General features: G+C 72.0%; 25 protein-coding genes. 16 read left to right on the top strand and 9 right to left on the bottom strand.

What is annotated here, in order from left to right; all coding sequences use genetic code 11:
* Window positions 1–21 precede the first annotated feature (21 nt).
* Window positions 22–4863, bottom strand: a complete 4842-nt coding sequence (locus tag ABD978_RS21030) for a cation-translocating P-type ATPase (RefSeq protein WP_345356906.1) — start codon at window positions 4861–4863, stop codon at window positions 22–24.
* An 18-nt stretch (window positions 4864–4881) separates the two neighbouring features.
* Window positions 4882–5457: a hypothetical protein gene (locus ABD978_RS21025; RefSeq protein ID WP_345356903.1), complete on the bottom strand. Its 576-nt coding sequence runs from the start codon at window positions 5455–5457 to the stop codon at window positions 4882–4884.
* 556 nt (window positions 5458–6013) lie between these two features.
* On the opposite strand from ABD978_RS21025, the gene ABD978_RS21020 reads away from it, so the two are divergent.
* Both ABD978_RS21020 and ABD978_RS21015 read left to right on the top strand, forming a co-directional pair.
* The gene (locus tag ABD978_RS21020; protein WP_345356900.1) at window positions 6014–6361 is read left to right on the top strand and encodes a YidH family protein; all 348 of its coding nucleotides are present in this window, start codon (window positions 6014–6016) and stop codon (window positions 6359–6361) included.
* Window positions 6358–6627: a DUF202 domain-containing protein gene (locus tag ABD978_RS21015; RefSeq protein WP_345356897.1), complete on the top strand. Its 270-nt coding sequence runs from the start codon at window positions 6358–6360 to the stop codon at window positions 6625–6627. The genes ABD978_RS21020 and ABD978_RS21015 overlap by 4 nt, the downstream gene beginning before the upstream one ends.
* 61 nt (window positions 6628–6688) lie before the next feature.
* On the opposite strand, the gene ABD978_RS21010 is transcribed toward ABD978_RS21015, so the two are convergent.
* Window positions 6689–7222, bottom strand: coding sequence for an ATP-binding protein (locus ABD978_RS21010; RefSeq protein ID WP_345356894.1), 534 nt, complete (start codon window positions 7220–7222; stop codon window positions 6689–6691).
* 163 nt (window positions 7223–7385) lie between these two features.
* Between ABD978_RS21010 and ABD978_RS21005 the strand changes: the two genes are divergently transcribed.
* From ABD978_RS21005 to ABD978_RS20995, 3 genes are all read left to right on the top strand, one after another.
* Window positions 7386–8252, top strand: coding sequence for a helix-turn-helix domain-containing protein (locus ABD978_RS21005; protein WP_345356891.1), 867 nt, complete (start codon window positions 7386–7388; stop codon window positions 8250–8252).
* On the top strand, window positions 8253–8492 hold the full coding sequence (locus tag ABD978_RS21000; protein ID WP_345356888.1) for a DUF397 domain-containing protein: 240 nt from the start codon (window positions 8253–8255) through the stop codon (window positions 8490–8492). It abuts the gene before it with no gap.
* A gap of 197 nt (window positions 8493–8689) precedes the next feature.
* On the top strand, window positions 8690–9886 hold the full coding sequence (locus ABD978_RS20995; RefSeq protein ID WP_345356885.1) for a steroid 3-ketoacyl-CoA thiolase: 1197 nt from the start codon (window positions 8690–8692) through the stop codon (window positions 9884–9886).
* 104 nt (window positions 9887–9990) lie between these two features.
* On the opposite strand, the gene ABD978_RS20990 is transcribed toward ABD978_RS20995, so the two are convergent.
* Complete coding sequence (locus tag ABD978_RS20990; protein ID WP_345356882.1) at window positions 9991–10632, bottom strand: hypothetical protein; 642 nt, start codon at window positions 10630–10632, stop codon at window positions 9991–9993.
* Between ABD978_RS20990 and ABD978_RS20985 the strand changes: the two genes are divergently transcribed.
* From ABD978_RS20985 to ABD978_RS20960, 6 genes are all read left to right on the top strand, one after another.
* The gene (locus ABD978_RS20985; protein ID WP_345356879.1) at window positions 10613–11833 is read left to right on the top strand and encodes a cytochrome P450; all 1221 of its coding nucleotides are present in this window, start codon (window positions 10613–10615) and stop codon (window positions 11831–11833) included. The genes ABD978_RS20990 and ABD978_RS20985 overlap by 20 nt on opposite strands.
* Window positions 11834–11937: 104 nt before the next feature.
* Window positions 11938–12807, top strand: coding sequence for an SDR family NAD(P)-dependent oxidoreductase (locus tag ABD978_RS20980; protein WP_345356876.1), 870 nt, complete (start codon window positions 11938–11940; stop codon window positions 12805–12807).
* Window positions 12808–12820: 13 nt separating this feature from the next.
* Complete coding sequence (locus tag ABD978_RS20975) at window positions 12821–14023, top strand: cytochrome P450 (protein WP_345356873.1); 1203 nt, start codon at window positions 12821–12823, stop codon at window positions 14021–14023.
* 155 nt (window positions 14024–14178) lie between these two features.
* Entirely contained in the window at window positions 14179–15444 is a 1266-nt protein-coding gene (locus ABD978_RS20970) for a glycosyltransferase family 4 protein (RefSeq protein WP_345356870.1), read from the top strand.
* Between the two features lie 2 nt (window positions 15445–15446).
* Entirely contained in the window at window positions 15447–16202 is a 756-nt protein-coding gene (locus tag ABD978_RS20965) for a class I SAM-dependent methyltransferase (protein WP_345357505.1), read from the top strand.
* Window positions 16189–17292 (top strand): prenyltransferase/squalene oxidase repeat-containing protein, encoded by a 1104-nt coding sequence (locus ABD978_RS20960; RefSeq protein WP_345356867.1) that lies wholly within the window; start codon window positions 16189–16191, stop codon window positions 17290–17292. The genes ABD978_RS20965 and ABD978_RS20960 overlap by 14 nt, the downstream gene beginning before the upstream one ends.
* Here ABD978_RS20960 and ABD978_RS20955 read toward each other — a convergent pair.
* The gene (locus ABD978_RS20955) at window positions 17289–18173 is read right to left on the bottom strand and encodes an alpha/beta fold hydrolase (protein WP_345356864.1); all 885 of its coding nucleotides are present in this window, start codon (window positions 18171–18173) and stop codon (window positions 17289–17291) included. The two genes, ABD978_RS20960 and ABD978_RS20955, sit on opposite strands and share 4 nt — an antisense overlap.
* Window positions 18174–18183: 10 nt before the next feature.
* Complete coding sequence (locus tag ABD978_RS20950; RefSeq protein WP_345356861.1) at window positions 18184–18663, bottom strand: hypothetical protein; 480 nt, start codon at window positions 18661–18663, stop codon at window positions 18184–18186.
* A 282-nt stretch (window positions 18664–18945) separates the two neighbouring features.
* Here ABD978_RS20950 and ABD978_RS20945 point away from each other — a divergent pair, with 282 nt between their 5' ends.
* The 3 genes from ABD978_RS20945 to ABD978_RS20935 all read left to right on the top strand — a co-directional run bounded on the left by ABD978_RS20945 (window position 18946) and on the right by ABD978_RS20935 (window position 21570).
* Window positions 18946–19428: a MarR family winged helix-turn-helix transcriptional regulator gene (locus ABD978_RS20945; protein WP_345356858.1), complete on the top strand. Its 483-nt coding sequence runs from the start codon at window positions 18946–18948 to the stop codon at window positions 19426–19428.
* A gap of 97 nt (window positions 19429–19525) precedes the next feature.
* Window positions 19526–20620 (top strand): NAD(P)/FAD-dependent oxidoreductase, encoded by a 1095-nt coding sequence (locus tag ABD978_RS20940; protein ID WP_345356855.1) that lies wholly within the window; start codon window positions 19526–19528, stop codon window positions 20618–20620.
* Window positions 20621–20655: 35 nt separating this feature from the next.
* Window positions 20656–21570 (top strand): LLM class flavin-dependent oxidoreductase, encoded by a 915-nt coding sequence (locus ABD978_RS20935; RefSeq protein ID WP_345356852.1) that lies wholly within the window; start codon window positions 20656–20658, stop codon window positions 21568–21570.
* An 88-nt stretch (window positions 21571–21658) separates the two neighbouring features.
* Here ABD978_RS20935 and ABD978_RS20930 read toward each other — a convergent pair whose 3' ends face one another.
* On the bottom strand, window positions 21659–22450 hold the full coding sequence (locus ABD978_RS20930) for an SDR family NAD(P)-dependent oxidoreductase (RefSeq protein WP_345356849.1): 792 nt from the start codon (window positions 22448–22450) through the stop codon (window positions 21659–21661).
* Between the two features lie 148 nt (window positions 22451–22598).
* Here ABD978_RS20930 and ABD978_RS20925 point away from each other — a divergent pair, with 148 nt between their 5' ends.
* Together ABD978_RS20925 and ABD978_RS20920 are read left to right on the top strand one after the other, a co-directional pair.
* On the top strand, window positions 22599–23465 hold the full coding sequence (locus ABD978_RS20925) for a PhzF family phenazine biosynthesis protein (protein WP_345356846.1): 867 nt from the start codon (window positions 22599–22601) through the stop codon (window positions 23463–23465).
* Between the two features lie 129 nt (window positions 23466–23594).
* Window positions 23595–24998 (top strand): DHA2 family efflux MFS transporter permease subunit, encoded by a 1404-nt coding sequence (locus tag ABD978_RS20920; protein WP_345356843.1) that lies wholly within the window; start codon window positions 23595–23597, stop codon window positions 24996–24998.
* Between the two features lie 114 nt (window positions 24999–25112).
* Here ABD978_RS20920 and ABD978_RS20915 read toward each other — a convergent pair whose 3' ends face one another.
* Entirely contained in the window at window positions 25113–26171 is a 1059-nt protein-coding gene (locus ABD978_RS20915) for a sigma-70 family RNA polymerase sigma factor (RefSeq protein WP_345356840.1), read from the bottom strand.
* Window positions 26168–26545: a VOC family protein gene (locus ABD978_RS20910; protein WP_345356837.1), complete on the bottom strand. Its 378-nt coding sequence runs from the start codon at window positions 26543–26545 to the stop codon at window positions 26168–26170. The genes ABD978_RS20915 and ABD978_RS20910 overlap by 4 nt, the downstream gene beginning before the upstream one ends.
* Window positions 26546–26685: the final 140 nt, after the last annotated feature.

Here is a 26685-nt window from a genome sequence, read left to right as displayed (position 1 = left end):
ATAGGTGAATATTTTCCCAAGTCAGACGCGGGGTCGCCGGATCCGGGTGAGCACGACGGCCGCCAGGGCCAGGCTCACGCCGGATCCGAGGGCGATGGCCCAGGAGTGCGGGAACAGCGGCCGGCAACCGAAGAAGTGGCTGAGGCCCGGCACCTGCACGATGAACGCGAGTGCGCCGAGTGACGCGAGGCCACAGCCGAGCACCAGCGGATCGCGCCCGCCCGCCACGATCGTCTGCGCGAGCTGGGTGGTGACGAGCGCGACCAGACCCGTCGTGTCCGCCTGACCGCGTGTCCCGCTGGCCCGGGCCAGCAACCACGCCACCAGCGCCGCCCCGGCCGTGGTGCCCGCGCGGACCGCGACATCGCGAGTGAGCGCCCCGCCGAGCGACCGCTCCGGGCCTTCCGCCAGCAGTTCCTCGTTCGTCACCCCGGACGGCGGGCGAGCCGCCAGGGCGATCGCCGGAAGCATGTCGGTGAGCAGGTTGACCAGCAGGAGCTGACGCACGTTCAAGGGACTGCGCCCGCTCAGGAGCCCCGTCCCCACGGTGAAGGCGATCTCGCCGAGGTTGCCGCCCAGCAGCACGGCCAGGGCGTCCCGCGTCGAGCGCCACATCGCGCGGCAGTCGGCGATCGCGTCGGTGATCGTCTCGATCCGGTCGTCGGTGACGACCACGTCCGCCGTCTCACGGGCGGCGGGAGTGGCCCGCTCGCCGAGCGCGATGCCCACGTCGGCCAGCCGGATGGCCGGCGCGTCGTTGGCGCCGTCACCGGTGACGGCGACCACCCGCCCGGCGTCGCGCAGGGCCTGCACGACGCGGGCCTTCTGCGCCGGGCTGACCCGGGCGAACACCGCGACCCCGGACAGCGCGTCGGCCAGCTCCTCGTCTCGCAGGGCGTCGAGGTCCGGCCCGGTCATGATCCGGCCGTTCAGCAGCCGCAGCTCGGCGGCGATCGCCTCGGCGGTGGTCGGATGATCCCCCGTGATCATGACCACGTCGACGCCCGCCTTGCGCAGCCGGCCGACGGCCTCGGCGGCGGTGGGCCGCACCGGATCGGCGATGCAGAGCAGGCCGAGGAAGCTCAGCCGGTCGATGCGCTCCGCGGTGAGGTCCCGGCGCCCCGACGCCGCGCGCTCCGCGACCGCCAGCACCCGGTAGCCGAGGCGGGCCAGCCGGTCGATCTCCTGGTCGACCTTCTCCCGCGCCTTCTGGTCGAACGGAACCGGCCCGTCGTCGCGCTGCCAGGTGTCGCACGCCTCCAGAATGATCTCCGGGGCGCCCTTCACGCTCAGCCGCTGCCGGCCGTCCGTACGGCCGAGCACGGCGTGGTAGCCGCGCGCGGGTTCGAACGGCAGCTCGTCGGCCCGCTCCCACGACCCGAGCCCCTCCGCGGCGTCCATGCCGAGCTTGCGGGCGGCTCGCATGATCGCCCGGTCGGTCGGGTGGGGCAGCCGGCCGCCGCCGGGGTCCGGCGTCGCACGGACGGCGGCCGCGATGATCTCCCGGAAGGCGGGCGACAGCCGCTCCCCGACGGGCCGGGACGCGATGCCGTCGGACACGTGGCCCAGCCGCAACCGCCCCTCTGTGAGGGTGCCGGTCTTGTCGAAGCAGAGCACGTCGATCCGGCCGAGCGCCTCGATCGTGCGCGGATTGCGGACGAGCGCGCCACGCCGGGACATCCGCCGCGCCGTCGCCAGCTCGGCCGCCGTCGCCACGAACGGCAGCCCCTCGGGAACGGCGGCGACGGCGAGACTGACCGCCGGCCCGAGCGCCCGGGCCAGCGTGGCCCCGCGCAGCAGATCCGTCCCGAAGAGCACCACGCCGGCCCCCAGGGCGACCGGCAGGGTCATCTCCGTCAGTGCGCGCAGCCGCGCCTCGACCCCACCCGGACGATCCTCGGCGCCGCCCTGCCGCGTCGTGCGCCCCACCTCGGTCTGGGCACCCGTCGCGACGACCACGCCGACCGCGTTCCCCGCCGCGATCACCGTCCCCTGGTACAGCATCGAGTGCCGGTCGGCCACCGACTGGGCCATGCTGGGCCGCGGGTTCTTCGTGACCAGCTGCGACTCGCCCGTGAGGCTCGACTCGTCGACCTCCAGGTCCTTGGCCGACAGCAGGCGCAGGTCCGCCGGAACCGCGTCACCTGCGGTGAGGACGACGACGTCGCCGGGAACGAGCCGGTCGGCGGTGGCCTGCGCCTCGGCACCGCCCTCGCCGGGCCGCCGGAGCCGGACGCGCACCGCGCTCATGTCGACGAGTTGCCGCAGCGCGCGGTCCGCGCGGACCCGCTGCAGGCCGGACATCATCGCGTTGACCCCGAGGACCGCGCCGATCAGCGCCGCGTCCGTGATCGAACCGACCACCGCGGACACCCCGGCCCCGGCCGCCAGCGCGGGCGTCAGCGGGTTGTCCAGTTCGTCGACGGTCACCTGGGCGAGGCCGGGCGGTCTGAGCTCCTCACCCAGGTCGGAGCGGCGCCGGGCGGCCTCGTCCTCGTCGATGCCGGAGATCGACGACCCCAACCGGGTGAGCACGGCCTTGGTCGGCCACGCGTGCCAGGGCGTACGGTCCTGGGGCACCGGAGCGGGTCGCCGGGCCAGCGCCCGGGCCGACAAGGTGCCCATGACGAACGCCGACACGGTGGCGAGGTCGATCGCCAGCCGCGCCCGCCGGGGCGCGCGCGCCGGCGATCCGGCCACGGCCAGCAGCGCCCCCGCCACCGACCCCACATAGGCGATCCGCGCTGCGCGTGCGCTGGTACGTCCGGCCGACGGGATCGACTCGAGGAGCAGGACCGCGTCGGCCAGGCTCGGACCGCACAGCAGGTGCGCGCCCCAGGGCGGGCGGTGACCGGGACCGAGCAGCCCGATCCCCACGTCCGCCGCCGCGAGCGGCGCACCATCGCGCGCGGCGACGAGCGCGACGACGCGCCCGTCCTCCTGGGCCTCGCGTACGGAGTCCAGGAGCCGGTCGCCGCCGGGGACCGCGCTGTCGACGGACAGCCGCTGCGCCAGCACGGAGGCGCCGGCCACGGCCACCGACCCCACTCCACGCGCGGCGTCGATCAGGGCCTCGGCCAGCGGGTCGAGTTCGGCCACGACGGAGACGAGGGCGGCCGGTTCACCGTCGCGGGTCAGCAGGAGCACGGTCGCGCCGCGCTCGCGGAGTTCGGCCGCGCGTTCGCGGGCGTCCGCCGGGACAGCGGTCGGCCGCAGCCGGGAGATCGCCCAGGGGCCCTCCCGCCGCCGGGCCTCCGGGTGATCCAGGTCCACCAGGGCGTGGGCACGTTCGTGTGCCTCTTCGGCGGTGACCGAAGACGGGAGGGAGACGACGTCCTCGATCACCATGTCGCCGGTGCGCAGCACCGAGGCGTCCACGATCACGTGGTCCACCCGGTCGAACCGGCGCAGGCTCTGCAGGTCCATGACGACGACGTCCCGGCCGGCGACGACCATGCCGAGCTGGGTGGCGAACGCCTCACGGCCCATGCGCGCCGCCCTCGGCACGCCCGCGGCGAGCACTCCCTGCGCCCGCGTCGCGTCGCGGGTCAAGACGTACGCGCCCACCGACGCGGTGATCGCCGTAGGCACCGTCCAGGCCGCCCGCTCCACCGGGCCGTACGGCAGGGGGACTGGCCGCTTCGGCACCTGCAGCGGCGGAGCCTGGAAGGAGCCCTCCTCATGGATCAGGTGCTCGACGCGCCGGTGCCACGCGGACCGGTACCCGCGCGCCTCCTCGGTGCGGGTCATCCGGTGCACGAAGCCGATGATCAGGCCGGTCGGCTGCTGCGCCAGCGCCTGCAGGCTCGCCACGCTGCCGCCGAGGAGGAGGTCGGTGGCCGGGCGCCCAATCAACCGCGTCAGCCGGTCCCGGACCTGAGGCGTCGCGTCGGCCATGGCGATCAGGGTCCCCACCGCCGGGGGGACCGGCACGGCCCGCAACACCAGTCTGCCCGTGATCGCGACGCTCGCGCCCGTCAGGTACGCGGCCATGATCGCACTCTCCCGCAGGACCGCCTGCCGGTGGCCCGGGTCGGGATGCCCGGCGTACGGATCCGAGGCGGCGTCGTGCCGCTCCTCGACCGCGTCGACCACGGCGGTCAGCTCCTCGACGGGAACGTCACCGTCGTGGACCACCGTCACGGTGCCGAGAACGCCGTTCACCTCGGCCCGCCGCACCCCCGCCACGTCCTTCATCCCGGTGACGAGGTCGCGCGCCATGTCGGTACGGCCGGTGTGGTGCAGGCCGCGGACCCGGATGCTGGTCCGCTCGTCGCCGCGGTACACCCGGCGTTGCTCCGCCGTCTCAATGGCGCCGCGCAGCGCGGCGCCCGGATCCTGCAGGGCCGCGTCCGACGCCCGCGCGGCGGCCGCTGGAAGCCGCACCAGCGCCCCTGGGAGCCGCGACATCTCCCCCGACGCCCGGACCGCGAGTCCCGGCAGAGCGGCGACCGCGCCGGGCAGCCGCGCGGCCGCACCCGGCAGCCGGCCCACCGCGGGCAGGCCAACCGCGGCGGCGCCGGGCCTCATCAGCGCCATCCCGGACAGGCCCAACGCGGCCTGGGGCAGGCCCAACGCGGTCCGCGGCAAGCCCAAAGCCGCATGCGGCAGGCTCAAAGCCGCACGCGGCAAGCCCAACGCGGCCTGGGGCAGGCTCAGCGCGGCCCGCAGGCTCGCCGGCGCGCCGGAGCCGGCTGCGGCAGCCGGCAGGCCCAGCACCGCGCCGGACAGACGCGCCGCCTCGCCCGAGGCGCGCCGTACCGCGCGCGGGACCATCCCCGACGCCCGTGCGGCCGTACCGGGCACCGTCGTGGTCGTCTGCAGCAGGCCGGTCGCGGTACGGAGAATGCCTCGCAGCGGCATGAGTCTGGGACCCGGCCGTCAGACGCTCTCGGTGGCCGAGGACCGGCCAGCGGAACGAGGCGTGGTCGCGGTACCGGCGGTCTCGGTTCCCGCTCCGCTCTCGCTCGCGGCCGTGCCCGCCGTCGTCCGGGACCGGCTCGTACCCGCCGTCGTCTTGGCTCGACTGGTGCCGGCCGTCGTCTTGGCTCGGCCGGCGCCCGTGGTCGACCCGGTCCGGCTCGTGCCGGCCGTCGTCCGGGCCCGGCTGGTGCCGGCCGTCGTCCGGCTCGTGGCCCGTGCCGGGGTCGCCCGCTCGCTCGCCGGAACCGGCCGTGCCTTCTCGCGTCTGCCGACGGCGCGGCGCGCCACCATCGTCCCGACGCCGACGGCCGCGGCCACCGGCCAGTCGATGACTCCGAAGGCGGCGGCGGCCGCCAGGCCGCCGTAGAACATCAGCCGGTCCTTGGGCGGCAGGTACCCGGCGGCGACCCGCCCCATGTCGCCGACCATGGAGAGCCCCCGAGTCGGGAGGGGCACCCTCATGACCTTGACGTGCGGCGTCACGACGGGGACGGGAAGCGCCGCCCCGTGCTCTTCGCTCTTGGTCGTGTCCACCGTCGCCGGGGTCGCCGTTCGACCGCGCCGTGCGGTGGCCGTGGTCGTCGCCGACGCCCTCCGCGACGCGGGCTTCTCCTTCGTGGCTGTGGCTCTTCTCTCCGCGGCCATGCCGACCAACCCCCGATCGTGCCAGAACACCGTTTGCGCTCTCGAAGGTCCACGTTGCTCCGCAAAGGGCCTCGACACAAGCCCACAATGGGAGATCCGGACGGACCTTTTCCCTGCTCAGGGTCATACGGAGGGCAAATTTGAGCGTGTTGCCACGTACGCCCGACTTGGTGCCAGATCCCACACACGCCCCTCGGGAAACGAGCACCACCGGCAGACCTTCCCGGCTCGAGCGGATCCCATACCACCGCCGGACGATCCGGCCGATCCGAAGCGGCGGCGGGCGCCCCGGCCCGGCGCGCATGAGCGAGCGGAGCGAGTGAATCAATGGGCACAGCGCCTCTGGTCTCTCCACCGACGAAGGAGGTCGCATGAGCCCACCTGCGAAGACCCGGGGTAGGGACAGGCATCATCGAGGTGCGCCTCGACCGTCCTGAGGAGGAAGATGTCGGACGACGAACCCGGGCACGAGCCCGACTACCGGTTCTCGCTCGCCAACGAGCGGACCCTGCTGGCCTGGGTGCGGACGTCCTTCGGACTGGCCGCGCTGGGGATACCGCTCGCGGGCGGCATCCAGGGGGTGGCCCTCCCGGGGTGGCATCGGGAGATCGGCCTCGGCGCGATCGCGCTGAGCGTGGCGATCGCGCCCATCGCCTACCGCCGGTGGCGGCGGGCCCAGGAGGCGATGCGGCTGGGGGTGTGCCTACCGCGTGATCCGCTTCCCGCCGTCCTCACGGTGGGCGTGGGGCTCCTCTTCACGCTGACGCTCCTGAGCGGGATCGTGACCCGTTGAGCTCCGGCCTGCAGGCTCAGCGGACGGAGCTCGCCTGGCTGCGGACGGCGCTGTCCTGCTGGGCGGTCGGCCTGCTCGCCGTCAAGATCGCATTCCCGGTCGGGATCGTGGCGTTGCCCGGCCCGCTGGTCGTAACGGTCGTCGCGTATCGCAGGCGGCGGTGGCTGCGCGGCCCCGGCGAGCCCCCGACGATGTCGTGGGTGGAAGGAGTGCTCGTCGCCGGCGCCTGCGCGTGGATCGCGATCGCGGGCGCCATCGTGCTCTGACCGCGGCCGACACCCATGACCCGCGCGCGGCGCTCCCGTACGCCCGCCGCGCGGGTGCGGATCAGTAGCCGCCCCGTACGGTGAAGCTCGCCCAGACGACCTTGCCGTAGCCGTACAGCGGGGTCCAGTTCCACGAGTCGCTGACCGCGGCGACGAGATAGAGGCCGCGCCCGCTCTGGGAGACGAAGTCGGCCTCCCCCTGCATGGGGACCTCGTCGCTGGGATCGGCGACCGCGCAGGTCAGCAGGCCGGCGGTGCGCAGCAGGCCGAGTCTGATCGGGGTGTCGCCGGGTCGCGCCGTCCCCCCGACGGCGTGCCGGATGGCGTTCGTCACGAGTTCGGAGACGACGAGGCCGACGTCGTCGTACATGGCCGCCAGACCCCAGATCTTCAGCCCGTCGCGGGTGAACTCGCGCGCCTCCCGTACGGATTCGGGCACCGCCGCGAGATCTTCCGTCCTCGCGTTCAGGCCCATCCTGGCGGGCGGTACGGCGTGGCCGGACCACGGTCCGCCACGCACGATCGCCGACAACAGCCACTCGTGCGCTTCGTCGACGCTCTCACCGGTCATCCAGCGCGCTCCGTGTGCTGTCATCGCGATCCTCTGGGAAGCAGTGATCGGCGTGCCTCGCGCGCTATCCTGCTCGACATGCCTTGCATATGCAAGGCCCGATGCACGTGCAGACGATCGTGCAAACTCTGACAGCGACGGAAGGGAGTGGCACACTGTGCGCTGACCGATGCTCATGGAGGTAGGGGTGGACACAGCGCAGCCCGCTGGGGGACCGACCGTTCTTCGCCGGCTCCTCGGCGCTCAGCTGCGCCGGTTGCGCGAGCGGCAGGGCATCACGCGCGAGGAGGCCGGATACGCGATCCGCGCCTCCGGTTCCAAGATGAGCCGCCTGGAGTTGGGCCGGGTGGGTTTCAAGGAACGCGACGTGGCCGACCTGCTCACTCTCTACGGCGTCATGGACGAGCGAGAGCGGGAGACCCTTCTCGAGCTGGCTCAGGACGCCAACACTCCCGGCTGGTGGCACAGGTACGGCGACGTTCTGCCGGGCTGGTTCGAGACCTACGTGGGGCTGGAAGAGGCGGCCGCGCTGATCCGCACCTACGAGGTCCAGTTCATCCCCGGTCTCCTGCAGACCGAGGATTACGCCCGCGCCGTCATCTCCCTGGGCAACTCGGCCGCGCCTCCCGAAGAGATCGAGCAGAGGGTCAGCCTGCGGATAACTCGTCAGAAACTGCTCACACGAGGGGACGGTCCTCGCCTGTGGGCGGTCGTGGACGAGGCGGCGTTGCGACGCCCGATCGGGGGACGAGAAGTGATGCGCGGCCAGATCGAGCGCCTCATCGAGGCGACGAAGCTGCCGAACGTCATTCTTCAGGTGCTGCCGTTCCGGGTCGGCGGTCATACCGCCGAGGCCGGGGCGTTCACCATCCTGCGGTTTCCCGAATCGGACCTGCCGGACGTGGTCTACGTCGAGCAACTCACCAGTGCGCTGTATCTGGACCGACGCGACGACGTGGACGCCTACATGGAGGCGATGGAACGCCTCTGCGTGGTCAGCGCGCCTCCGGACAACACCGCCGAGATCCTCAGCAGGATTCTCCAGGAGACATGAATGCAGTACCGGGCGTACAACGGCATCCCCGCAACCGATCTCGCCGAAGTCCGATGGCAGAAGAGCCACCGGAGCAACTCACAAGGTAATTGCGTCGAGCTGGCCCAGCTCCCCGACGGCAGTGTCGCCGTCAGGAACTCCCGGCATCCGTCCGGGCCTGCTCTGGTCTATACGAAAGCGGAGATCAAAGCCCTCATCCAGGGCGCCAAGGCCGGCGACTTCGACACCCTGATCGCCTAAGGCCACGACATCACCCCGCCCCCGCCCGGGCATGCTCGGCCGGGGGTTCGCGGCGGGCCGACCGCTGCGGGCACGCTCCCCGAATCAAACCGAACAAGAACAAGTTCTTCTCGACATTAGTCGATGCCGAGAGGCTTGCAACCGTCATATTAGAACGGGTTATAGTTCGGCGAAGCGTCGTCACCGCAGGAGGCCACATGGGCTCGCCGGTCATCGTTGAAGCCGTACGCACGCCGATCGGCAAGCGCCGCGGCCGGCTGGCCGGGCTCAAACCCCAGGCGGTGCTGGCCCACGCGCAGCGCGCCGTGGTCGAACGCGCCGGAATCGACGCGGCCGAAATCGGCCAGGTCTTCGCCGGTTGCGTCACGCAGGCGGGCGAACAGGGCGGCCACGTCGGCCGCCACGCCTGGCTGTACGCGGGGCTCCCCCACCAGGTCGGCGTCACGACGATCGACGCCCAGTGCGGGTCGAGCCAGCAGGCGGTCCACCTGGCCGCCGCCCTGATCCAGGCCGGCGTCGTGGAGGCCGCGATCGGCTGCGGCGTGGAGGTCATGAGCCGCGCGCCGCTCGGCGCCAACGTCGCGAGCACGGGCCCCTGCGCGGAGGCCGGCGGCCGTCACCCGTACGCCCGCTCCCGCCCCGACGACTGGTCGATCGACCTGCCGGACCAGTTCACCGCCGCCGAGCGCATCGCGGCGCGACGCGGCCTGACCCGCTCCGACCTCGACGCCTTCGGGCTGCGCTCCCAGCAACGCGCCGCCAAGGCGCAGGCGGACGGCCGCTTCGACCGCGAGATCGCGCCGATCGAGGCGCCGGTGCTCGACGACGATGGCGCGCCGACCGGAGAGGTCCGCACCGTCACCCGGGACCAGGGGCTGCGCGAGACGACGCTCGACGGGCTGGCGCGGCTGCGCCCGGCGGCCGGCGAGGGGCTGCACACGGCCGGCACGTCCTCGCAGATCTCCGACGGCGCCGCCGCCGTCCTCGTGATGTCCGAGGAGCGGGCCCGCGCGAACGGGCTGCGTCCCCGCGCGCGGATCCGGGCGCAGGCGCTCGTGGGCGCCGAGCCGTACTACCACCTGGACGGCCCGATCCAGTCGACGGAGACCGTGCTCGCCGCGGCGGGCATGACGATGCGGGACATCGACCTGTTCGAGGTGAACGAGGCGTTCGCCTCGGTCGTGCTGTCCTGGGCCTCGGTCCACGAGCCGGACCTGGACCGGGTCAACGTCAACGGCGGGGCCATCGCCCTCGGCCACCCGGTGGGCGCCACCGGCGCCCGGCTCATCACCACGGCCCTGCACGAGCTGGAGCGCCGCGACGCCTCGACGGCCCTGGTCACGATGTGCGCGGGCGGCGCCCTGTCCACCGCCACGATCCTCGAACGCCTCTGACGACACCGCCCCGCCGCGGAAAACGCTCGTAACGCGCGAAACCGGCCGTCTGCTGGGAAGTTTCCAGCAGACGGCCGGTAGCCGATGGCAACGCTCCCTCGGCCTCAGCCGCGACCGAGGCGGCACTTTTCCCGATGCAGGCGGGCCCGCCACCTGACGACGCCGTCGGCGGCGCGCCTGGCGTCTTCACGCGCGGCGTCGACGTCGTCGGGCTCTTCCATATCGAACTCGCTCCAGGCCGCGTGCGCGGCGGCGAAGGCCCTCGTGAAGACGGCCTCGGAGACGGCCTTCAGCTCGGCCTCGATGTCGGCCGTCTCCCAGGAGTTGGCGGCCAGCGCCTTCCGGAGCACCCCATCCAGGGTCTCCCTGAAGGCACCCGTCAACGTGACGTCGACAGAGCAACTGACCACCCTGATGAGTTTCATGGCGTCAATGGCGGCCTCGGCAACACCCATGTCCCCGAGGAACGACAGATCAGCCTCGGAAGCAGTCATTTCGATCTCCCCAGTTTGTCTCATGGCTTTACCGAGGATCGTCCGGGCGGAGCCGATATCGACCACATCCACCCACCGCCGTGCCCCCGACACCTCTTTCCAATGAGTGACATTCGCGTCACAGCGGGTCGATGAGACGCGCGCCACTCCCCCGGCGACCTCCTTCTCCTTGACCCGAGCGAGCGCTTGGTTTAGAACGTGTTTCAGACAAGGTGCCGCCCGAGGAGCGACGATGCCGATCGACATCATCACGCCGGAGATCTACGAGCGCGGGGGCTTCCCGGACGAGGGCTTCCGCCGGCTGCGGCGGGAGGCACCGATCCACTGGCACGAGGATCCCGACGAGCGCTCGCCCGGCTTCTGGGCGGTGACCAAGTACGACGACGTGGTCCATGTCTCCCGCCACCCGGAGCTGTTCTCCTCGTACGCGCGCACGTCGATGCTCGAGGAGTTCACCGACGACGACATCGCGCTCTACCGGCTGATGATGCTGTTCATGGACCCGCCGCAGCACACCAAGCAGCGGAGCTACGTGAACAAGGGCTTCACGCCCCGGATGATCAAACAGCTCGAGGAGCACATCCGCGATGTCGGCCACCAGCTCATCGACGACGTCGTCGAGCGCGGGGAGGCGTGCTTCGTCCGCGACATCTCCGCGCCCTTCCCGCTCTACGTCATCTGCGAGCTGATCGGCGCGCCGGTGGAGGACCGCGGCCGGCTCTTCGACTGGTCCAACGCCCTGATCGGCTTCGACGACCCGGACTACGGCACCTCCGCCGAGCACGCGCGCGACGTCTCGGCGGAGATCCTCGCCTACGCCCACGAGCTGGCGGCCTACCGCCGTGAGCACCCGGGCGACGACATCGCGACCAAACTGCTGCAGCCCGACGCCGACGGCCGGGTGCTCAGCGCGGACGAGTTCGCGATGTTCATCCTGCTGCTGATCATGGCGGGCAACGAGACGACGCGGAACGGCGCGTCCGGCGGCATGCTGGCCTTCTTCGAGCACCCGGACCAGTGGCGGCGGCTGCGCGGCAACCGGGCGCTGCTCCGGACCACCGCGGACGAGATCGTGCGCTGGGTCAGCCCGGTGAACCTCTTCCGCCGCACGGCGCTGCACGACACCGAGCTGCGCGGACAGCCGATCAGGGCCGGCGACAAGGTGGTCATCTTCTACCCCTCGGCCAACCGGGACGAGGACGTCTTCGACGACCCGTACCGCTTCGACATCGGCCGCGACCCGAACCCGCACATCGGCTTCGGCGGCGGCGGACCGCACTTCTGCCTCGGCACCCACCTCGCGCGGCTGGAGCTGACCGTGCTGTTCGAGGTGCTCCTCGAACGCATGCCGGACATCGAGCAGGCCGGCCCGGCGCGGCGGCTGCGGTCCAACTTCATCAACGGCATCAAGGAGCTGCCGGTCCGGTTCACCCCGTCCGAAAAGCGTAGTTAGAACAGGTTCCATTCTAGAACGAGTTTCACTTATATTGGACGCGGCATGCCGATGCCCGGACAGGCCACCCCGGGCGATCGGCATGCCGTCGCGGAAGGAGCCGGATGGCCGTCACGGACAGGGACCTCTCGCTCGGGGGCAGGGTCGTCGCGGTGACCGGGGCCGGCAACGGCCTCGGCCGGGCGCACGCGCTCGAAGTCGCCCGGCGGGGAGCCCGGCTGGTCCTCAACGACCTGCCGGGCGAGGCCGTCCGGCGTACCGCCGAACTCGTACGGGAGCAGGGCGCCGAGGCGGTGATCGCCGAGGGCGACGTCGCCGACTGGGCGGCGGGCGAGGCGCTGCTCAAGACGGCGCTGGAGGCGTACGGGGCCTTCGACGTCCTGGTCAACAACGCGGGGATCACCCGCGACCGGATGATCTTCAACATGTCCGAGGCGGAGTGGGACTCCGTCGTGTCCGTCCACCTCAAGGGCCACTTCGTGATGGCGCGGCACGCGACGGCGTACTGGCGGGCCCGGTCGAAGGAGGCGGGCGGCCCGGTCTACGCGCGGATCGTCAACACGGCGTCGGAGGCGTTCCTGCTCGGCGCGCCCGGCCAGCCGAACTACGCCGCGGCCAAGGCCGGCATCGCCGCGCTGACCGTCTCCATCGCCCGGTCCTGCGGCCGGTACGGCGTGCGCGCCAACGCGATCTGCCCGCGCGCCCGTACGGCGATGACGGCGGGCGTCTTCGGGCCGCCGCCCGAGGACGGCCCCGACCCGCTCGCCCCGGAGCACGTGTCCCCGCTCGTCGCCTACCTCGCCTCCCCCGCGGCCGAGGACGTCACCGGCCAGGTGTTCGTCACGTACGGCGGCACCGTCACGGTCATGGCGCCGCCCACGGTGGCGCTGCGGGTGACCGGCTCGACCCCCGAGGCGCTCGCCGAAGCGCTGACCGGACTTCCCGCCGGAGGATTCCAGACAGCCGACCTGTGAGGGAGATTCGCGGATGGACATCGACCTGGTCGACCCCGACCGGTACGCGAACACCGGTATCCCGCACGACCAGCTCCAGTGGCTGCGCGGCCACGACCCCGTCCATCGGCACCCCGGCGAACCGGACTTCTGGGCGGTCACCCGGTACGACGACGTCGTGCACGTCTCCCGCCACCCCGAGATCTTCTCCTCCCACCGCCGGCTCTCGCTCTTCCCCGAGCCGACCGAGGAGCAGCTCGTCATGCAGCGGATGATGATGCTCAACCAGGACCCGCCGGAGCACACCCGCAAGCGGAGCATCGTGGGCAAGGGCTTCACGCCGCGGACGATCGGCCGGCTGGAGGAGCACATCCGGGAGATCTGCCGTGGCCTCATCGACGAGGTCGCGGGCCGGGGCGAGGCCGACTTCGTCCATGACGTCTCCGCTCCCCTCCCGCTGTACGTGATCTGCGAGCTGATCGGCGCGCCCGTCGAGGACCGCGAGAAGATCTTCGACTGGTCGAACCGCCTGATCGGTGAGGACGACCCCGACCTGCGCTCGACGGAGGAGGAAGAGGGCGCCGCGGCGGCCGAGCTGTACGCCTACGCCAACGAGCTCGCCGAGCGACGCCGGCAGGAGCCGCGGGACGACATCGTCACGACGTTACTGCGGCCGCACGACGGCGAGGAGCTGACGGTCGACGAGTTCGACCTGTTCATGATGCTGCTGGTCGTGGCCGGGAACGAGACGACCCGGAACGCGGCCTCCGGCGGCATGCTCGCCTTCTTCGAGCACCCGGACCAGTGGCGCAGGCTCGTGGCCGACCGGCGGAACGGCGGCGACCTGGCGCGAACGGCCGCCGACGAGATCGTGCGCTGGGTCTGCCCGGTCAACCTGTTCAAGCGCACGGCGACCCGCGACACCGAGCTGGGCGGCAGGCGGATCCACGAGGGCGACAAGGTCGTGGTCTTCTACGCCTCGGCCAACCGCGACGAGGACGTCTTCCCCGACCCGTACGACTTCGACATCGGGCGCGATCCCAACCCGCACATCGGCTTCGGGGGCGGCGGACCCCACTTCTGCCTGGGCTCGCACCTGGCCCGGCTCGAGCTGCGGGTGCTGTTCGAGACGCTCGCCGAACGGCTGCCCGACATCGCCCTGGCCGGCGAGGCACGCCGGCAGCGGTCCAACTTCATCAACGGCATCAAGGAGATGCCGGTGCGCTTCAGCGGGTGATCCGGCAACGTGTCACTTGATGCTGGTGCGACTGGTGCGACGAAAGTGGCCTTCACCACCTTTTTAGACTCAATGGCTAATAGGGGGTCAGCCGTAACGGTTGTCAGGCTATGGTCTAACTTCACCAGCAGTGACACTTGCGGGAGGGGCAACGCGTGGGTGAGGTCGGCGAACCATTGCGCGTGGCCCTGCTCTCCTATCGGAGCAAGCCGCACTGCGGCGGCCAGGGCGTCTACCTGCGGCACCTGTCCCGTGAGCTGGCCGAGCTCGGGCACCGCGTCGTCGTGTTCTCGGGCCAGCCGTATCCGGAGCTGGACCGCGACGACATCCTGCTGCGCAAGGTCCCGAGCCTGGACCTGTACGCCGACGAGAACCCCTTCCGCACGCCGGCCCTGTCGGAGTACCGCGACTGGATCGACGTCCTGGAGTTCGCGCACATGCGGACCGGCGGCTTCCCCGAACCGCTGACCTTCAGCCTGCGGGTGCTGCGCGAGCTGCGGAAGTACCGCCACTCGATCGACGTCGTGCACGACAACCAGGTGCTCGGCTACGGCAACCTGGCCATCCCCCGGCTCGGCCTGCCCCTCGTCACCAGCATCCACCACCCGATCAGCGTGGACCGCCGGATCGAGATCGAGGCGGCCAAGACCCTCAAAGAACGGTTCGGCAAGCGCCGCTGGTACGGGTTCGTGAACATGCAGGCGCGGGTCGCCCAGCGCATCGGCCCGATCCTCACGGTCTCCGAGTCGTCCAAGCACGACATCATCCGCGACTTCCAGGCGCCGCCCGAGCAGGTGCACATCCTGCCCCTCGGCGTCGACACCCGCTACTTCCACCCGCGCGGCGAACGCGTCCCCGGCCGCATCGTCGCCGTCGCCAGCGCCGACTCCCCGCTCAAGGGCGTCTCCACGCTGCTGCGCGCGGTCGCCAAGCTCGCCACCGAACGCGACGTCCACGTGGTCATCGTCAGCAAGCCGACGCCCGGCGGCCCGACCGACAAGCTGGTCGGCGAGCTGTCCCTCGGCGACCGCGTCCGGTTCGTGTCCGGGATCTCCGACGATGAGCTCGGCGAGCTGCTGGCCAGCGCCGAGATCGCGGTCGTGCCCTCGCTGTACGAGGGGTTCTCCCTGCCCGCGGTCGAGCACATGGCCTCGGGCACCCCGCTCGTCGCCAGCCGTACGGGCGCACTGCCGGAGGTGGTGGGCGACGCGGCGGTCCTCGTCGAGCCCGGCGACGTCGAGGAGCTGGCGGGCGCGCTCGGCCGGCTGCACGACTCCCCCGAGGAGCGCGAGCGGGTCGGCGCGGCGGGCTACGCGCGCGTGCAGGAGCGGTTCACCTGGTCCGCCGTCGCGCGGGCCACCGTAGGCCACTACGAGGCCGCCATCGCCCGCCGCCGCGGGCCCCGCCCGGAAGGAGCATGACCCTGCTGACCGTGGACTTCGACAGGTTCCGCGTGTCGCCCGGCGAGCACGTGCTCGACATGGGGTGCGGCGCGGGGCGGCACGCGTTCGAGCTGTACCGGCGCGGGGCGCACGTCGTCGCGTTCGACCGTGACGAGGGAGAGCTCGCCGAGGTGGCGAAGATGTTCGGCGCGATGGAGCTGGCGGGCGAGCCGCCCGAGGGCGCCTCCGCGCGGACCGTCACCGGCGACGCCCTCAGCCTGCCGTTCCCCGACGACACCTTCGACAAGATCGTCGCCGCGGAGGTGCTCGAGCACATCCCGGACGACATGGCGGCCATGGCCGAGCTGCTGCGGGTCCTCAAGCCCGGCGGCCGGCTCGCCGTCACCGTGCCGTCGTGGCTTCCCGAGCGCATCTGCTGGGCGCTGTCGGAGGACTACCACACCGCTCCGGGCGGGCACATTCGCATCTACACCCGCGCCGAGCTGGAGGCCAAGCTCAAGTCGATCGGGTTCAAGGTCGGCGGCCACCATTACGCCCACGGCCTGCACGCGCCGTACTGGTGGATCAAGTGCGCGGTGGGCGTGAACAACGACGGCCACCCGCTCGCCAAGGCGTACCACCAGGTGCTCGTCTGGGACATCATGAAGCGACCCCTCGCCACCCGGCTCGCCGAGCGGGTGCTGAACCCGGTCATCGGCAAGAGCGTCGTCGTCTACTTCACCAAGCCCACCGTCTCCGTGACGGAGGACCAGGAGCGGGCGCATGCGGCGGCCTGAGGCCGTACCCGGAATACTGACCGCAGACGACATCCTCGCCACCGCCCACAGCATCACCGCCCAGCAGGAGCCCTCGGGCGCCATCCCCTGGTTCGCGCCGACCGGCGGCGTACCCGGCCACGTCGACGCCTGGAACCACGTCGAGGCCGCGATGGCGCTGTCGATCGTCGGGCTGCGCGACGAGTCCCGCCGCGCGTACGAGTGGCTGTGCGCCAACCAGCGCGAGGACGGCTCCTGGCCCGCCAAGTGGGTCCTCGGCGAGGTCACCGAGCCGGGCGGCGAGTCCAACCACGCGGCGTACGTCGCCGTGGGCGTCTGGCACGAGCTGCTGCTCACCGGCGACCAGGAATTTGCGGCGCGCATGTGGCCGACGGTCCGCCGCGCGATCGAGTTCACGCTCGGGCTGCAGACCGCCCGCGGCGAGATCCTCTGGATCCGCCACCCGGACGGCTCCGCCGCCGACCACGCGCTGCTCACCGGCTGCTCGTCGATCCACCAGTCGCTGCGCTGCGCCGTCGCCCTCGCCGAACGCCTCGGCGAGCCGCAGCCCGACTGGGAGCTCGCCGCCGACCAGCTCGGCCACGTCGTCGCCGCCCACCCGGAGGCGTTCGCCGACAAGAGCCGCTTCTCGATGGACTGGTACTACCCCGTGCTCGGCGGCCCGCTGCGCGGCCCCGCGGCGTACCGCCGGATCGACGAGCACTGGGAGACGTTCGTGGTCGACGGCCTCGGCTGCCGGTGCGTCTCCGACCAGCCGTGGGTGACCGGGGCGGAGTCGTGCGAGCTCGTCCTGGCCCTGGACGCGATGGGCGACACCGCCCGCGCCCGCGAGCTGTTCGCGACGATCCAGCACCTACGGCACGAGGACGGCTCGTACTGGACGGGCTGGCAGTTCGCCAACCGGCGCCACTTCCCCGGCGACCGCTCGACCTACACGGCCGCCGCCGTCATCCTCGCCGCCGACGCGCTCGCCGACGCCTCCCCCGCCGCCCGCATCTTCAAGGAGGTCGACGGCCGGCCGCTCGGGCCGTCCGAGCCCGCCGACCCGGTCGCCTGCGGCTGCGAGTCCCTGGCCGAGGCGCTCAGTTAGCTCTCGTCGGCGAACTCGCTGATCAGCTTGGCGAGCTCGGCGGGTCGCTCGGCGACCATCGCGTGGCTCGCGCCCTCGACGCGTACGACCCGCAGCGCGGAGTTGTCCTGCGCCGCCTCGGCCAGGCGCCGCTCGAACCCGCGCCGGTAGGCGGCGTACAGCTCCTGGAACGGCTTCTGCTCCGGCAGGTCCTCGGTCGCGACGGCCACCAGCAGCGGGCACCGTACGTCGCGGTAGACGGGGATCACGTCGAGTGCGTCCATCGCCGTACGGAGGCCGCCGAGGACGTCGGGCGACGGCCGCAGCCACATCCGCCCGTCGCGGGTCACCAAGTTGCGCCGGAAGCCCTCGACGACCGCCTCCTCGGGCGCGCCGACCTGCCGCGCCATCGCCCGCTGCCTCTCGACGGCGGCCTCGACCTCCTCGGGCGCCAGCGGCCGGGCGTACATGGCCGACATCCCGTCGAAGGCGGCCCGCAGCCGGTGGAGCTCCGCCTGCCCCCGTGCCGGGTCCAGCCCGTCGAGCTGGTCCGGACGGGCCGGCGGCGGCGTGCCGTCGAAGCTCACCGCCAGCGGGCAGGCCGGATGACGCTCGGCCCACAGCGCCGCGAGCATGCCGCCCAGCGACCAGCCGACGACGGCGGGCTCGCCGAGTGACAGTTCGCCGGCGACCGCCTCGAGGTCGTCGAGCACCGCTGCCCACTCCCACGGCCCGTCCTCGGACCGGCCGTGCCCGCGCAGGTCGACCGTCACCACGCGGAAGCGCGCGGACAGTTCGCGGGCGAACGCCGCCATGCTCACCAGGTTCGCGCCGGCCCCGTGCAGCAGGAGCAGCGGCGTCCCCGGCCCGCCGAAGTCGTGGGTCGCGAGCCGAATGGCCATGGAATTCCTCTCATGTGGTCGGAGACCGCCGGTTCAGGCGGTCGCGGACGGACTCGGGCGTCACGCCGCCGTCCGGGTGGCGTTCGAGCTTTCCCCTGGTTACCAGGTCGTGCACGCCCTGGCGGGTGATGCCGAGCATCGCCCCGGCCACCGAGTACGAGACGGCGCGCGCGTAGGGGTGCCCGACCCGCCGTACGACGACCTGCCCCAGCGGCGTGCGCCACCAGTCGGCGGGCGGGTCGAAGGGCTCGTCACCGGGGTAGAGCGTCGCCATCATCCGCGCGATGGTGTGCGTCGCCGTCCGCTCGTCACCGTCGAGCATCCGGTCCGCCCAGTCCTCCGCCCGATCCCGCACCGAACGACGCAACGCCCCGACCGCCTCGTCGCCGTCGAGCAGGATCTCCAGCGGATCGAGCAGCCTGACCTCGATGACCCGGACCAACTGATCGATGAGCTCCCTACGGATGACCGGCTCCTCCCCCTCGTCCACGCATCGCCTACTTGACGCCGATCGTCCAGTACTTGGCAGCCTCCGTCAAGTGCTTGTCGCAGCCGATCCTGATCGGCGAGAAGCCCGCCGGAGTGCCCGATTCGGTCACATTCCGTCACAGCACTTGACCATGCGTCGCCTCGGACTGAGCTTTAGAAGCACCTTGCCCAGTGTGTGCCGCCTGATGGCCGGCCGAGCGGCGCTCGCTCGGCCGCTTCCGCGGCCCGTACCCGCATAGTTCGTCACACGAATTATGGGCGTTCCCGGTGTTACCCTGGCCGGGTGAGCAAGCCTGACGATGGCCGGATCGGAATCGTGGCCGCGCTGGTGCGGTCCTCGTTCCTGGTGGATTCCGTGTACGCCGAATCCAGTCGCGAGTACGGGCTGACCCCACAGCAGGGGCAGTTGCTGTGCGTACTGATGCCGCAGCCACGCGGCATGAGCGAGTTGGGGGCGATGCTGAGGCTGGCCAAGTCGAGCCTCACCGGCCTGGTGGACCGTACCGAGCGCAATGGCCTGGTCCAGCGGGAACCGGACCCGCGGGACACCCGCGCGGTCCGGGTCGCGCTCACCGCGCACGGCGCCAAGCTGGTGGAGGAGTTCTACGACGAGACGTGCCGGCGGGTCGCGGAGTTGCCGGGGAACCTCAGTGCGGCCGAGCGCGACACGCTCGCCGACCTACTGGGTCGCGTCGTGCTGGCCAACGAGGTGCCCGCGGTCTTCCTGGAGCCGGACGAAGGAGTCTCCGCCGCCCACGAACACTGACGCGCGGCACCACACTCCCAAAAAGGTTGCTGTTCGTAGTACGAACTAATATGGTTCGTACTACGAACTCGACCTTTCTTTTGAGGAGCGTACAATCATGAGCCGTACCGTCGCGGTCATCGGTGGGGGCTACGGAGGCGCCGCGGTCGCCAAGGCGCTGGAGTCCGAGGCCGACGTCGTCCTCATCGACCCCCGTGAGGCGTTCGTCAACGCGGCGGCGTCGCTGCGGGCGCTGACCCGGCCGGACTGGGCGGCCAACGCGTTCTTCCCCTTCGAGACGCTGCTCACCAAGGGCACGGTGATCCGCGACCGCGCGGTCTCGGTGGACCCCGACGGTGTCACCCTGGCCTCGGGTGAGCGCGTCGCGGCCGACTACCTGGTGCTGGCCACCGGCTCCAGCTACGCCTACCCGGCCAAGCCGGGCTCCGACTCGATCGGCGACGCGCTGGACGACCTCCGCCGGACGCACAAGGAACTGCGGCAGGCCGACAAGGTGCTGATCCTCGGTGCCGGCCCGGTCGGCCTGGAACTGGCCGGGGAGATCAAGGAGGTCTGGCCGGACAAGCACGTGACCATCGCCGACCCGGCCGAGGAGCTGCTGCCCGGTTTCCAGCCGGAGGTGGTCGAGGACCTGCGCGGCCAACTGGACGGCCTGGGCGTCGAGCTGCGTCTGGGGACCGGCCTGGCGGTGCCGCCGAGCACCGAGGCCGGCCAGGTCGGCGCGTTCACCGTCACGACCACCGACGGCGAGCAGATCACCGCCGACATCTGGTTCCGCGCCCACGGCAAGAGCACGAACAGCGACTACCTCGCCGACGGCAGGCTCACGACGCTCAACGCGCTCCGCCAGGTCCCCGTGACCGAATCCCTCAACGTCAAGGGGTACGACCACGTCTACGCGGTCGGCGACATCACCGATGTCGCGGAGGCCAAGATGGCCGGCTACGCGATGCGCCACGCCGAGGTGGTCGCCGCGAACATCACCGCCCGACTGAACGGTGAGGAGCCCACGGCCGCCTACCAGCCGCTGCCCTTCCCCATGATCATTCTCCCGCTCGGTTCGAAAGGCGGTGTCGGGCAGTTGCCCTCTCCCGAGGGCCCGTCCGTCGCCCCGGCGTCGATGGTCGCCGAGTACAAGGGCACGGACCTGTTCACCGCCCGTTTCGTCGAGCAGTTCGGCCCCACCGCCTGAGACCGCACACACAGACCATCAAAGGAAGGCAGAACATGTCCGTAGAGAAAGTCGTCTTCGGCTTCGGCGCGCACAGCGGCATCGACGAGATACCGGAACTGTTGAGCATGGCCGAACAGGCCGACCGCGACGGGCTCGACCTCTTCTCCCTGTCGGACCACCCCTACATCGGCGGCCGGGCGGACGCCTACGCCTCCATCGGGTTCGTCCTCGGACGTACGCAGCGCCTGTCCGGCTTTGCCAACGTCACCAACCTGCCGACCCGGCCCGCCCCCATGCTGGCGCGGACGGTGACGACGCTGTCGGCACTGTCCGGCGGCCGCGTCGTGCTCGGCATGGGCGCCGGTGGGCTGTGGGACCGGATCGCCGACATGGGAGTGCCGCGCCTGTCACCGGCCGAGGCCGTGGACCTCTTCGAAGAGGCGATCGTCCTGGTCAAGAAGCTGTCGGGCGGCGGTCCCCCGGTCACCCACCAGGGCCGCCACTACCAGGTGAACCGGATCGAGCCCGCTCCCGTGGCCGCTCCTCCCGTATGGACCGGATCGGTCGGCCGCAGATCCCTGGCCGCCACCGGCCGCGTGGCCGACGGCTGGATCCCCGGCCACGCGGCGGACTGGCTCAGCGAGCGCTACCGGACGTCGCGGCCGGTCATCGACGAAGCGGCGACGGCCGTCGGCCGCGATCCACGCGAGATCCGTACGGTCTTCAACCTCCCCGGGCGCATCACCGACCGGCCGCTGCCCGCCACGCGCGACCCCGAAGGCCGCTGGATCGGCGGTTCCACCGACCAGTGGGCCGAAGAACTGACCGGGGCCGTACTGGAGCACGGCGCGTCGGGCTTCATGCTCTTCTCCCCCGAAGGCGGAACGCCGGACCTCGTCTCCCTCACCCGCTGGGCCAGAGACATCGTCCCGGCCGTACGCGAAGCGATCGCGAAGGAGAACGGCTGAACGGCGTCGGCGGTCGGCGCGGAAGCCCGGAGCCGAGGGGAACCGGGCTTCCGCGCCGCGTCACCTCACCGGCGATCGCGGACCACGTTCAGTCGGCGATCATTCCGCCGCTGAGGTTGGCGATCGCGCCGGTCATCGCGGCGGCTCTGTCCGAGGCGACGAAGACGGCCACGTCGGCGATCTCGGCGACGGTGGGCAGCCGCTTGCGCAGGGTCCGATCCGCCATGCGGGCCTCGAACGCCTCGCGGCTGATGCCGTACGCGTCGGCGTGCAGTCCGTACACCTCGGTCAACTGCGGGGTCTCCGGCATCCCCGCCGCGTTCAGGCACACCACTCGGACGCCGGCCGGTCCGAGTTCGGCGGCCAGGCCCCGGGACAGCGACTCGATCGCCGCCCAGGCCGGTGCCATGCCGCCCATCAGCGGGACGGCCGTCCGCGACGGACTCGCCGTGATCGTCAAGATGACGCCTGATCCCTGGCCGGTCATGCGCCGGGCGGCGGCCTTGGCGGTCAGGAAGTTGGCCCTGGGGTAGGTCGCCATCGGCAGGTCGAACCCTTCCGGCGGCAGGTCGACCAGCGCGGTGCCCTGGATACCGGTCTGGGGCAGGCTGACGGCGTTGAAGGAGATGTCGAGGGATCCGGCGGTGGCGACCACCGCGTCGGCGTGCGCCTCGACGGCGTCGTGGTCCAGCACGTCCACCGTGGCGACGTCGGCGACGCCGCCGGAGGCCTGGATCTTCTCCGCGACCACCTCCAGCGTCGCGCTGGTGCGCCCGGCCAGGAAGACTCGCGCCCCCTCCGCGGCGAAGGCGTGCGCGACCGCGCTCCCGATGGATCCACCGGCTCCGTAGATGATCGCGTTCTTGTTCTCCAGCAGCATTGTCACTCCCGAAAGGTGGCTGTCGCCGACGGGCGTTCCGTCACCCCTATCGACTCGCCGCCCCGCCGACAGGAATCGGCCGAGGAGTAGAATCGCCGGAATCACCGCAGCCCGCCGAAGCCGAGCGAGCCGGTGGAAAGGACCGCCGATGAGCGGGGACGGCCCGCGGGTCACGATCGTCCACGCGTGCCTGCGCGACGGCCGAGGCGGCAGTCCGACCGCGGTGATGGACGAGGCGCCGTTGACCGACGGCGAGCGCCGCCGCGTGCCGGTCCTGATGGGAACCTCGCACGCGGTCTTCGTCTCCGCGCACGACGGACCCGATGGACCCGTGGCCGCCCTGCGCTTCTTCACCTCCGAGGGGGAGCTGCCCGCGTGCGGTCACGGGACCGTCGCAGCCCTGGCCTTCCTCGCCGAGCGCGCCGGGAGCGGCGAGCATCGGACGACGCTCCACGCGTCGCGGCACGCCTTCGCCGGCCGGGCCGTACGGGAGAAGGGGCACATCACCGCCTCCTTCGACACCGGCCCCGTCGACCTGCGCGAGCCCACCGCGATCGAGTGCGATCTCGTCCTGCCCACCCTCGGCGTCACCGCGGACATCCACGCGCCCGGCGCCCGGGTCGCCGCGATCGGGCGGCCGCGATTGCTGGTCCCCGTCGCCACGCGATCGGCCCTGGCCGCGCTCGACCCGGACCCCGAACGGCTCCGCGCCGCCTGCGACAGGCTCGGCTTCCTCGGCTGCTACGTCTACTCCGCTCGGGAGCACCCCGGCCGGGCCGCGGCCCGCATGTTCGCCCCGTCGATCGGCGTCCCCGAAGACGTCGCCAACGCCAACAGCACCGCCTGCCTCGCCGCCCACCTGGCCGATCGGGGGGTCACCGGCATCGCCGTCGACATGGGCGACTCCCTCGGCAGCCCTTCCACGATCACCGCCGCCACGCGGCCCGGCCCGTCGGGCTCCCTGGTCCGTCTGGGCGGCGCCGCGCGGATCGTGCGCGTCCTCCGCCTGCCGTAACAGGAAGGCGTGGGCCTAGCGCGGCCGCCCGCGGAGCCCGGCCCGGCCGGAGCGGCTTCTCGAGCCGCGCGGCCCATCCGCCGGCCGCCTCGGCCGATTCCTTTCGGCGGGCCGCCGGTCGGTACTCGCATGGACAGACGATGGGTTCTGGGGCTCGCCTCCGCGGCCTCGGTGATGGTGGCGCTGGACGCCACCGTCGTGACGACGGCACTCAGCCGGATCCGGCTGGATCTCGGCACCTCGATCGAACAACTCGAATGGACGGTGAACGCGTACAGCCTGAGCTTCGCCGTTCTGCTCATGACCGGTGCGGTGTTGGGCGACCGGTTCGGACGGCGGCTCGTCCTCACGACCGGGCTGGCGCTCTTCACCGCCGCCTCGGTGGCCTGCGCACTCGCGCCGAACGTGGGCTGGCTCATCGCGGCGCGTACGGTGCAGGGCGCCGGTGCGGCACTCGTGATGCCGCTCGCCATGGCGTTGCTCAGCGCGGCCTATCCACCTCCGGACCGGCCGAAGGCGCTGGGGATCTTCGCCGGTCTGACCGGGCTCGCGGTGGTCGCCGGTCCGGTGGTGGGCGGCGCCGTCACTCAGGGACTCGCCTGGCAGTGGATCTTCTGGCTCAACCTGCCGATCGCCCTGGCCGTCATCCCGTTGGTGCTGCTGCGGGTCCCCGAGAGCCGCGGCGCCGGTGGCGGCGGCGTGGACGCCGGCGGGCTGGTCCTGGTGACCGGTGCCGCGCTGGGGCTGGTGTGGGGGCTGGTCCGGTCGAACGCCGCCGGGTGGAGCAGCGCCGAGGTGGTCGGAACGCTGGTCGCCGGCGCGGTCTGCGGCGCCGCCTTCGTGGCCTGGGAACGGGCCGTCAAGCGGCCGATGGTGCCCCTGGGGCTGTTCCGGCTCCGTGGCTTCGCGGCCGGTAACGCCTCCGGCCTGTTCCTGTACGCCTCGCTCTACGGCTCCCTGTTCTTCGCGGCGCAGTACTTCCAGGTCGGGCGTGGCGACCGGCCATTGGCCGCCGGGCTGCACCTGCTGGCCTGGACGGCGTCGGTGACGTTGGTGGCGCCGTTGGCGGGCAGGCAGGTCAACCGGGTCGGCGCACGGCCGCTGGCCGCGCTCGGGCTGGCTCTGCAGGCGGCCGGGATGGGGTGGCTTGGGCTCATCGCGACACCGTCCGTGCCGTACTGGGAGTTGATCGCGCCGATGCTCATCGCGGGGGCCGGGGTGAGCATGGCGATGCCCTCCACCCAGGCCGCCGTGCTCAACGCGGTCACGCCCGAGCAGATCGGCAAGGCCTCCGGGGTGTTCAACACCGGGCGGCAACTGGGCGGGGTGTTCGGGGTCGCGGTGCTGGCCCTGGTGTTCAGCGAGTCCGGCGGCTACGCGGGACCGGCCGCCTTCACCGACGGGTTCGCCCCGGCGATCGCGGTCAGCGGCGCGCTGTCGCTGGCCGGGGCGTTGGCGGCATTGGCCATCCCGGGCCGCCGGATCACCCGGACCCCGGCACCCGCCGCACCGGTGCTCACCCCGAGTCGCTGATCGGTAGGGACCATCAGCCGCGAAACGGCGCGCCTGACACGGACACCACCGTGCCAGGCGCGCCGGTCGGCCGCCCGCCGCGAACCGATGGCCGAACCGCGGCGAGCGGGAACCTCAGGACGTCGGCCGACCCGGCGCGGACGAACCGCTGTCCGGCGCTTCGACCGAATCGCCGGTCGGAGCGGGTTCGAGTGTCGGCGGGAGTCCGAACTGCTCGAACAGGCCGGGGTCGCGGAAGACGACGATGTGCCTGATCCCCGCCTCGGAGGCCGACAGGACCATCACCGCGTATGCGTGACGGACACCGTCCGGGCCGCGCTGGTACATGGCGACCGCAGGCTGCCCGTTGGCCGCGGTCGGGACCATCCGGAAGAGACCTGGCGCGGTGAGAATCCTGGACGCGAAGAAGCGGCCGACGGAGTCACGCCCGGCGAACCAGGTCGGCGTGGGCGGCATCTCCAGGACGGCGTCCTCGGTCAGCAGCCCCATCAGCGCGGTGATGTCGGCGTTCTCGAAGGCCGCGGCATAGCGGTCCAGCAGCTCCCGCTGGCGCGCGCCGGACGCCTCGGTCGCGTCGTCTTCGGAGGGCGCCACCTGGTCGAGCCGGGCTCGAGCGCGTTGCAGGATGCTCTTGACCGCCGGGACGGAGATGTCGAGCAGCTCGGCGACCTCTGCCGCGCGCAGCGCCAATACGTCACGCAGGATGAGGACGGCGCGCTGACGCGGGGGCAGATACTGCAGGGCGGCGACCAGGGCGAGCCGCAGACTCTCCCGCGCCGCGACGATGGCGGCGGGGTCGTCCGAGCCGACGCGGACCAGCCGGTCGGGCAGCGGCTGCAACCAGGTCACCTCCGGCGGCGGCGCCACCGGGCCTTCCGGGTCGTCGGCGGGACCGCCGAGGCCCGACGGCAGCGGGCGGCGCTCGCGGTGCTCGAGTGCGGTGAGGCAGACGTTCGTCGCGATCCGATAGAGCCAGGTGCGCAGGGACGCCCGGCCTTCGAACGCCTCGTACGACCGCCACGCCCGCAGATAGGTCTCCTGCACGAGATCCTCGGCGTCGTGCACCGAACCGATCATGCGGTAGCAGTAGGCCAGCAGCTCCGACCGGTACGGCGAGGCCAGCCGGGCGAAGACCTCGTCGGCCTCGACCTCGGGATGAGCCATCTGCGTCATCGTACGGCTCCGGGCCGGGCGGCCAACTCGACGATCTGCACATAGTTCCCGACCGGGTCCTCCACCGTCGCGATGCGGCCCGCTCCGAAGTCCTCCACCGGGCGGATCCACCGCGTCACGCCCAGCGCCTTCAGGTGGGCCGCGACCGCCTCGATGTCCTCGACGTAGAAGTTGATCAGGATCCGGCCGGGCTCCCGGGCGCTCTCCTCGAGATCGTCACGGCGGTCGAAGACCAACCGGCCGTCGCCCACCATCAGGACGATGCCCGGCTCCGCCGACGGCGCGAACGCCGCCCGGTACCAGGCGCTGAGCCGCTCCGGGTCGTCGCTGCCCAGCACCAGACCACCCAGCCGAATCCCCGTCGTCTCTGCCATGACCAGTCCTTTTCGGTCGTCATCGGAGTCCATCACACCTACGGACTCGGTACGGCGCCGAAAGGAATCGGTCATGGGCGTCCCGGCGTCGGCGCCGAGGATTTCGGTCGCTTGAACAGCGGAAATCCTCGGCACTGATG

The sequence above is a fragment of the Actinoallomurus liliacearum genome (genome assembly GCF_039542035.1).
Classification (GTDB): Bacteria; Actinomycetota; Actinomycetes; order Streptosporangiales; family Streptosporangiaceae; genus Actinoallomurus; species Actinoallomurus liliacearum.
Note: the sequence above shows the minus strand (reverse complement) of the source record. Positions and strands in the feature narration are given on the sequence as shown.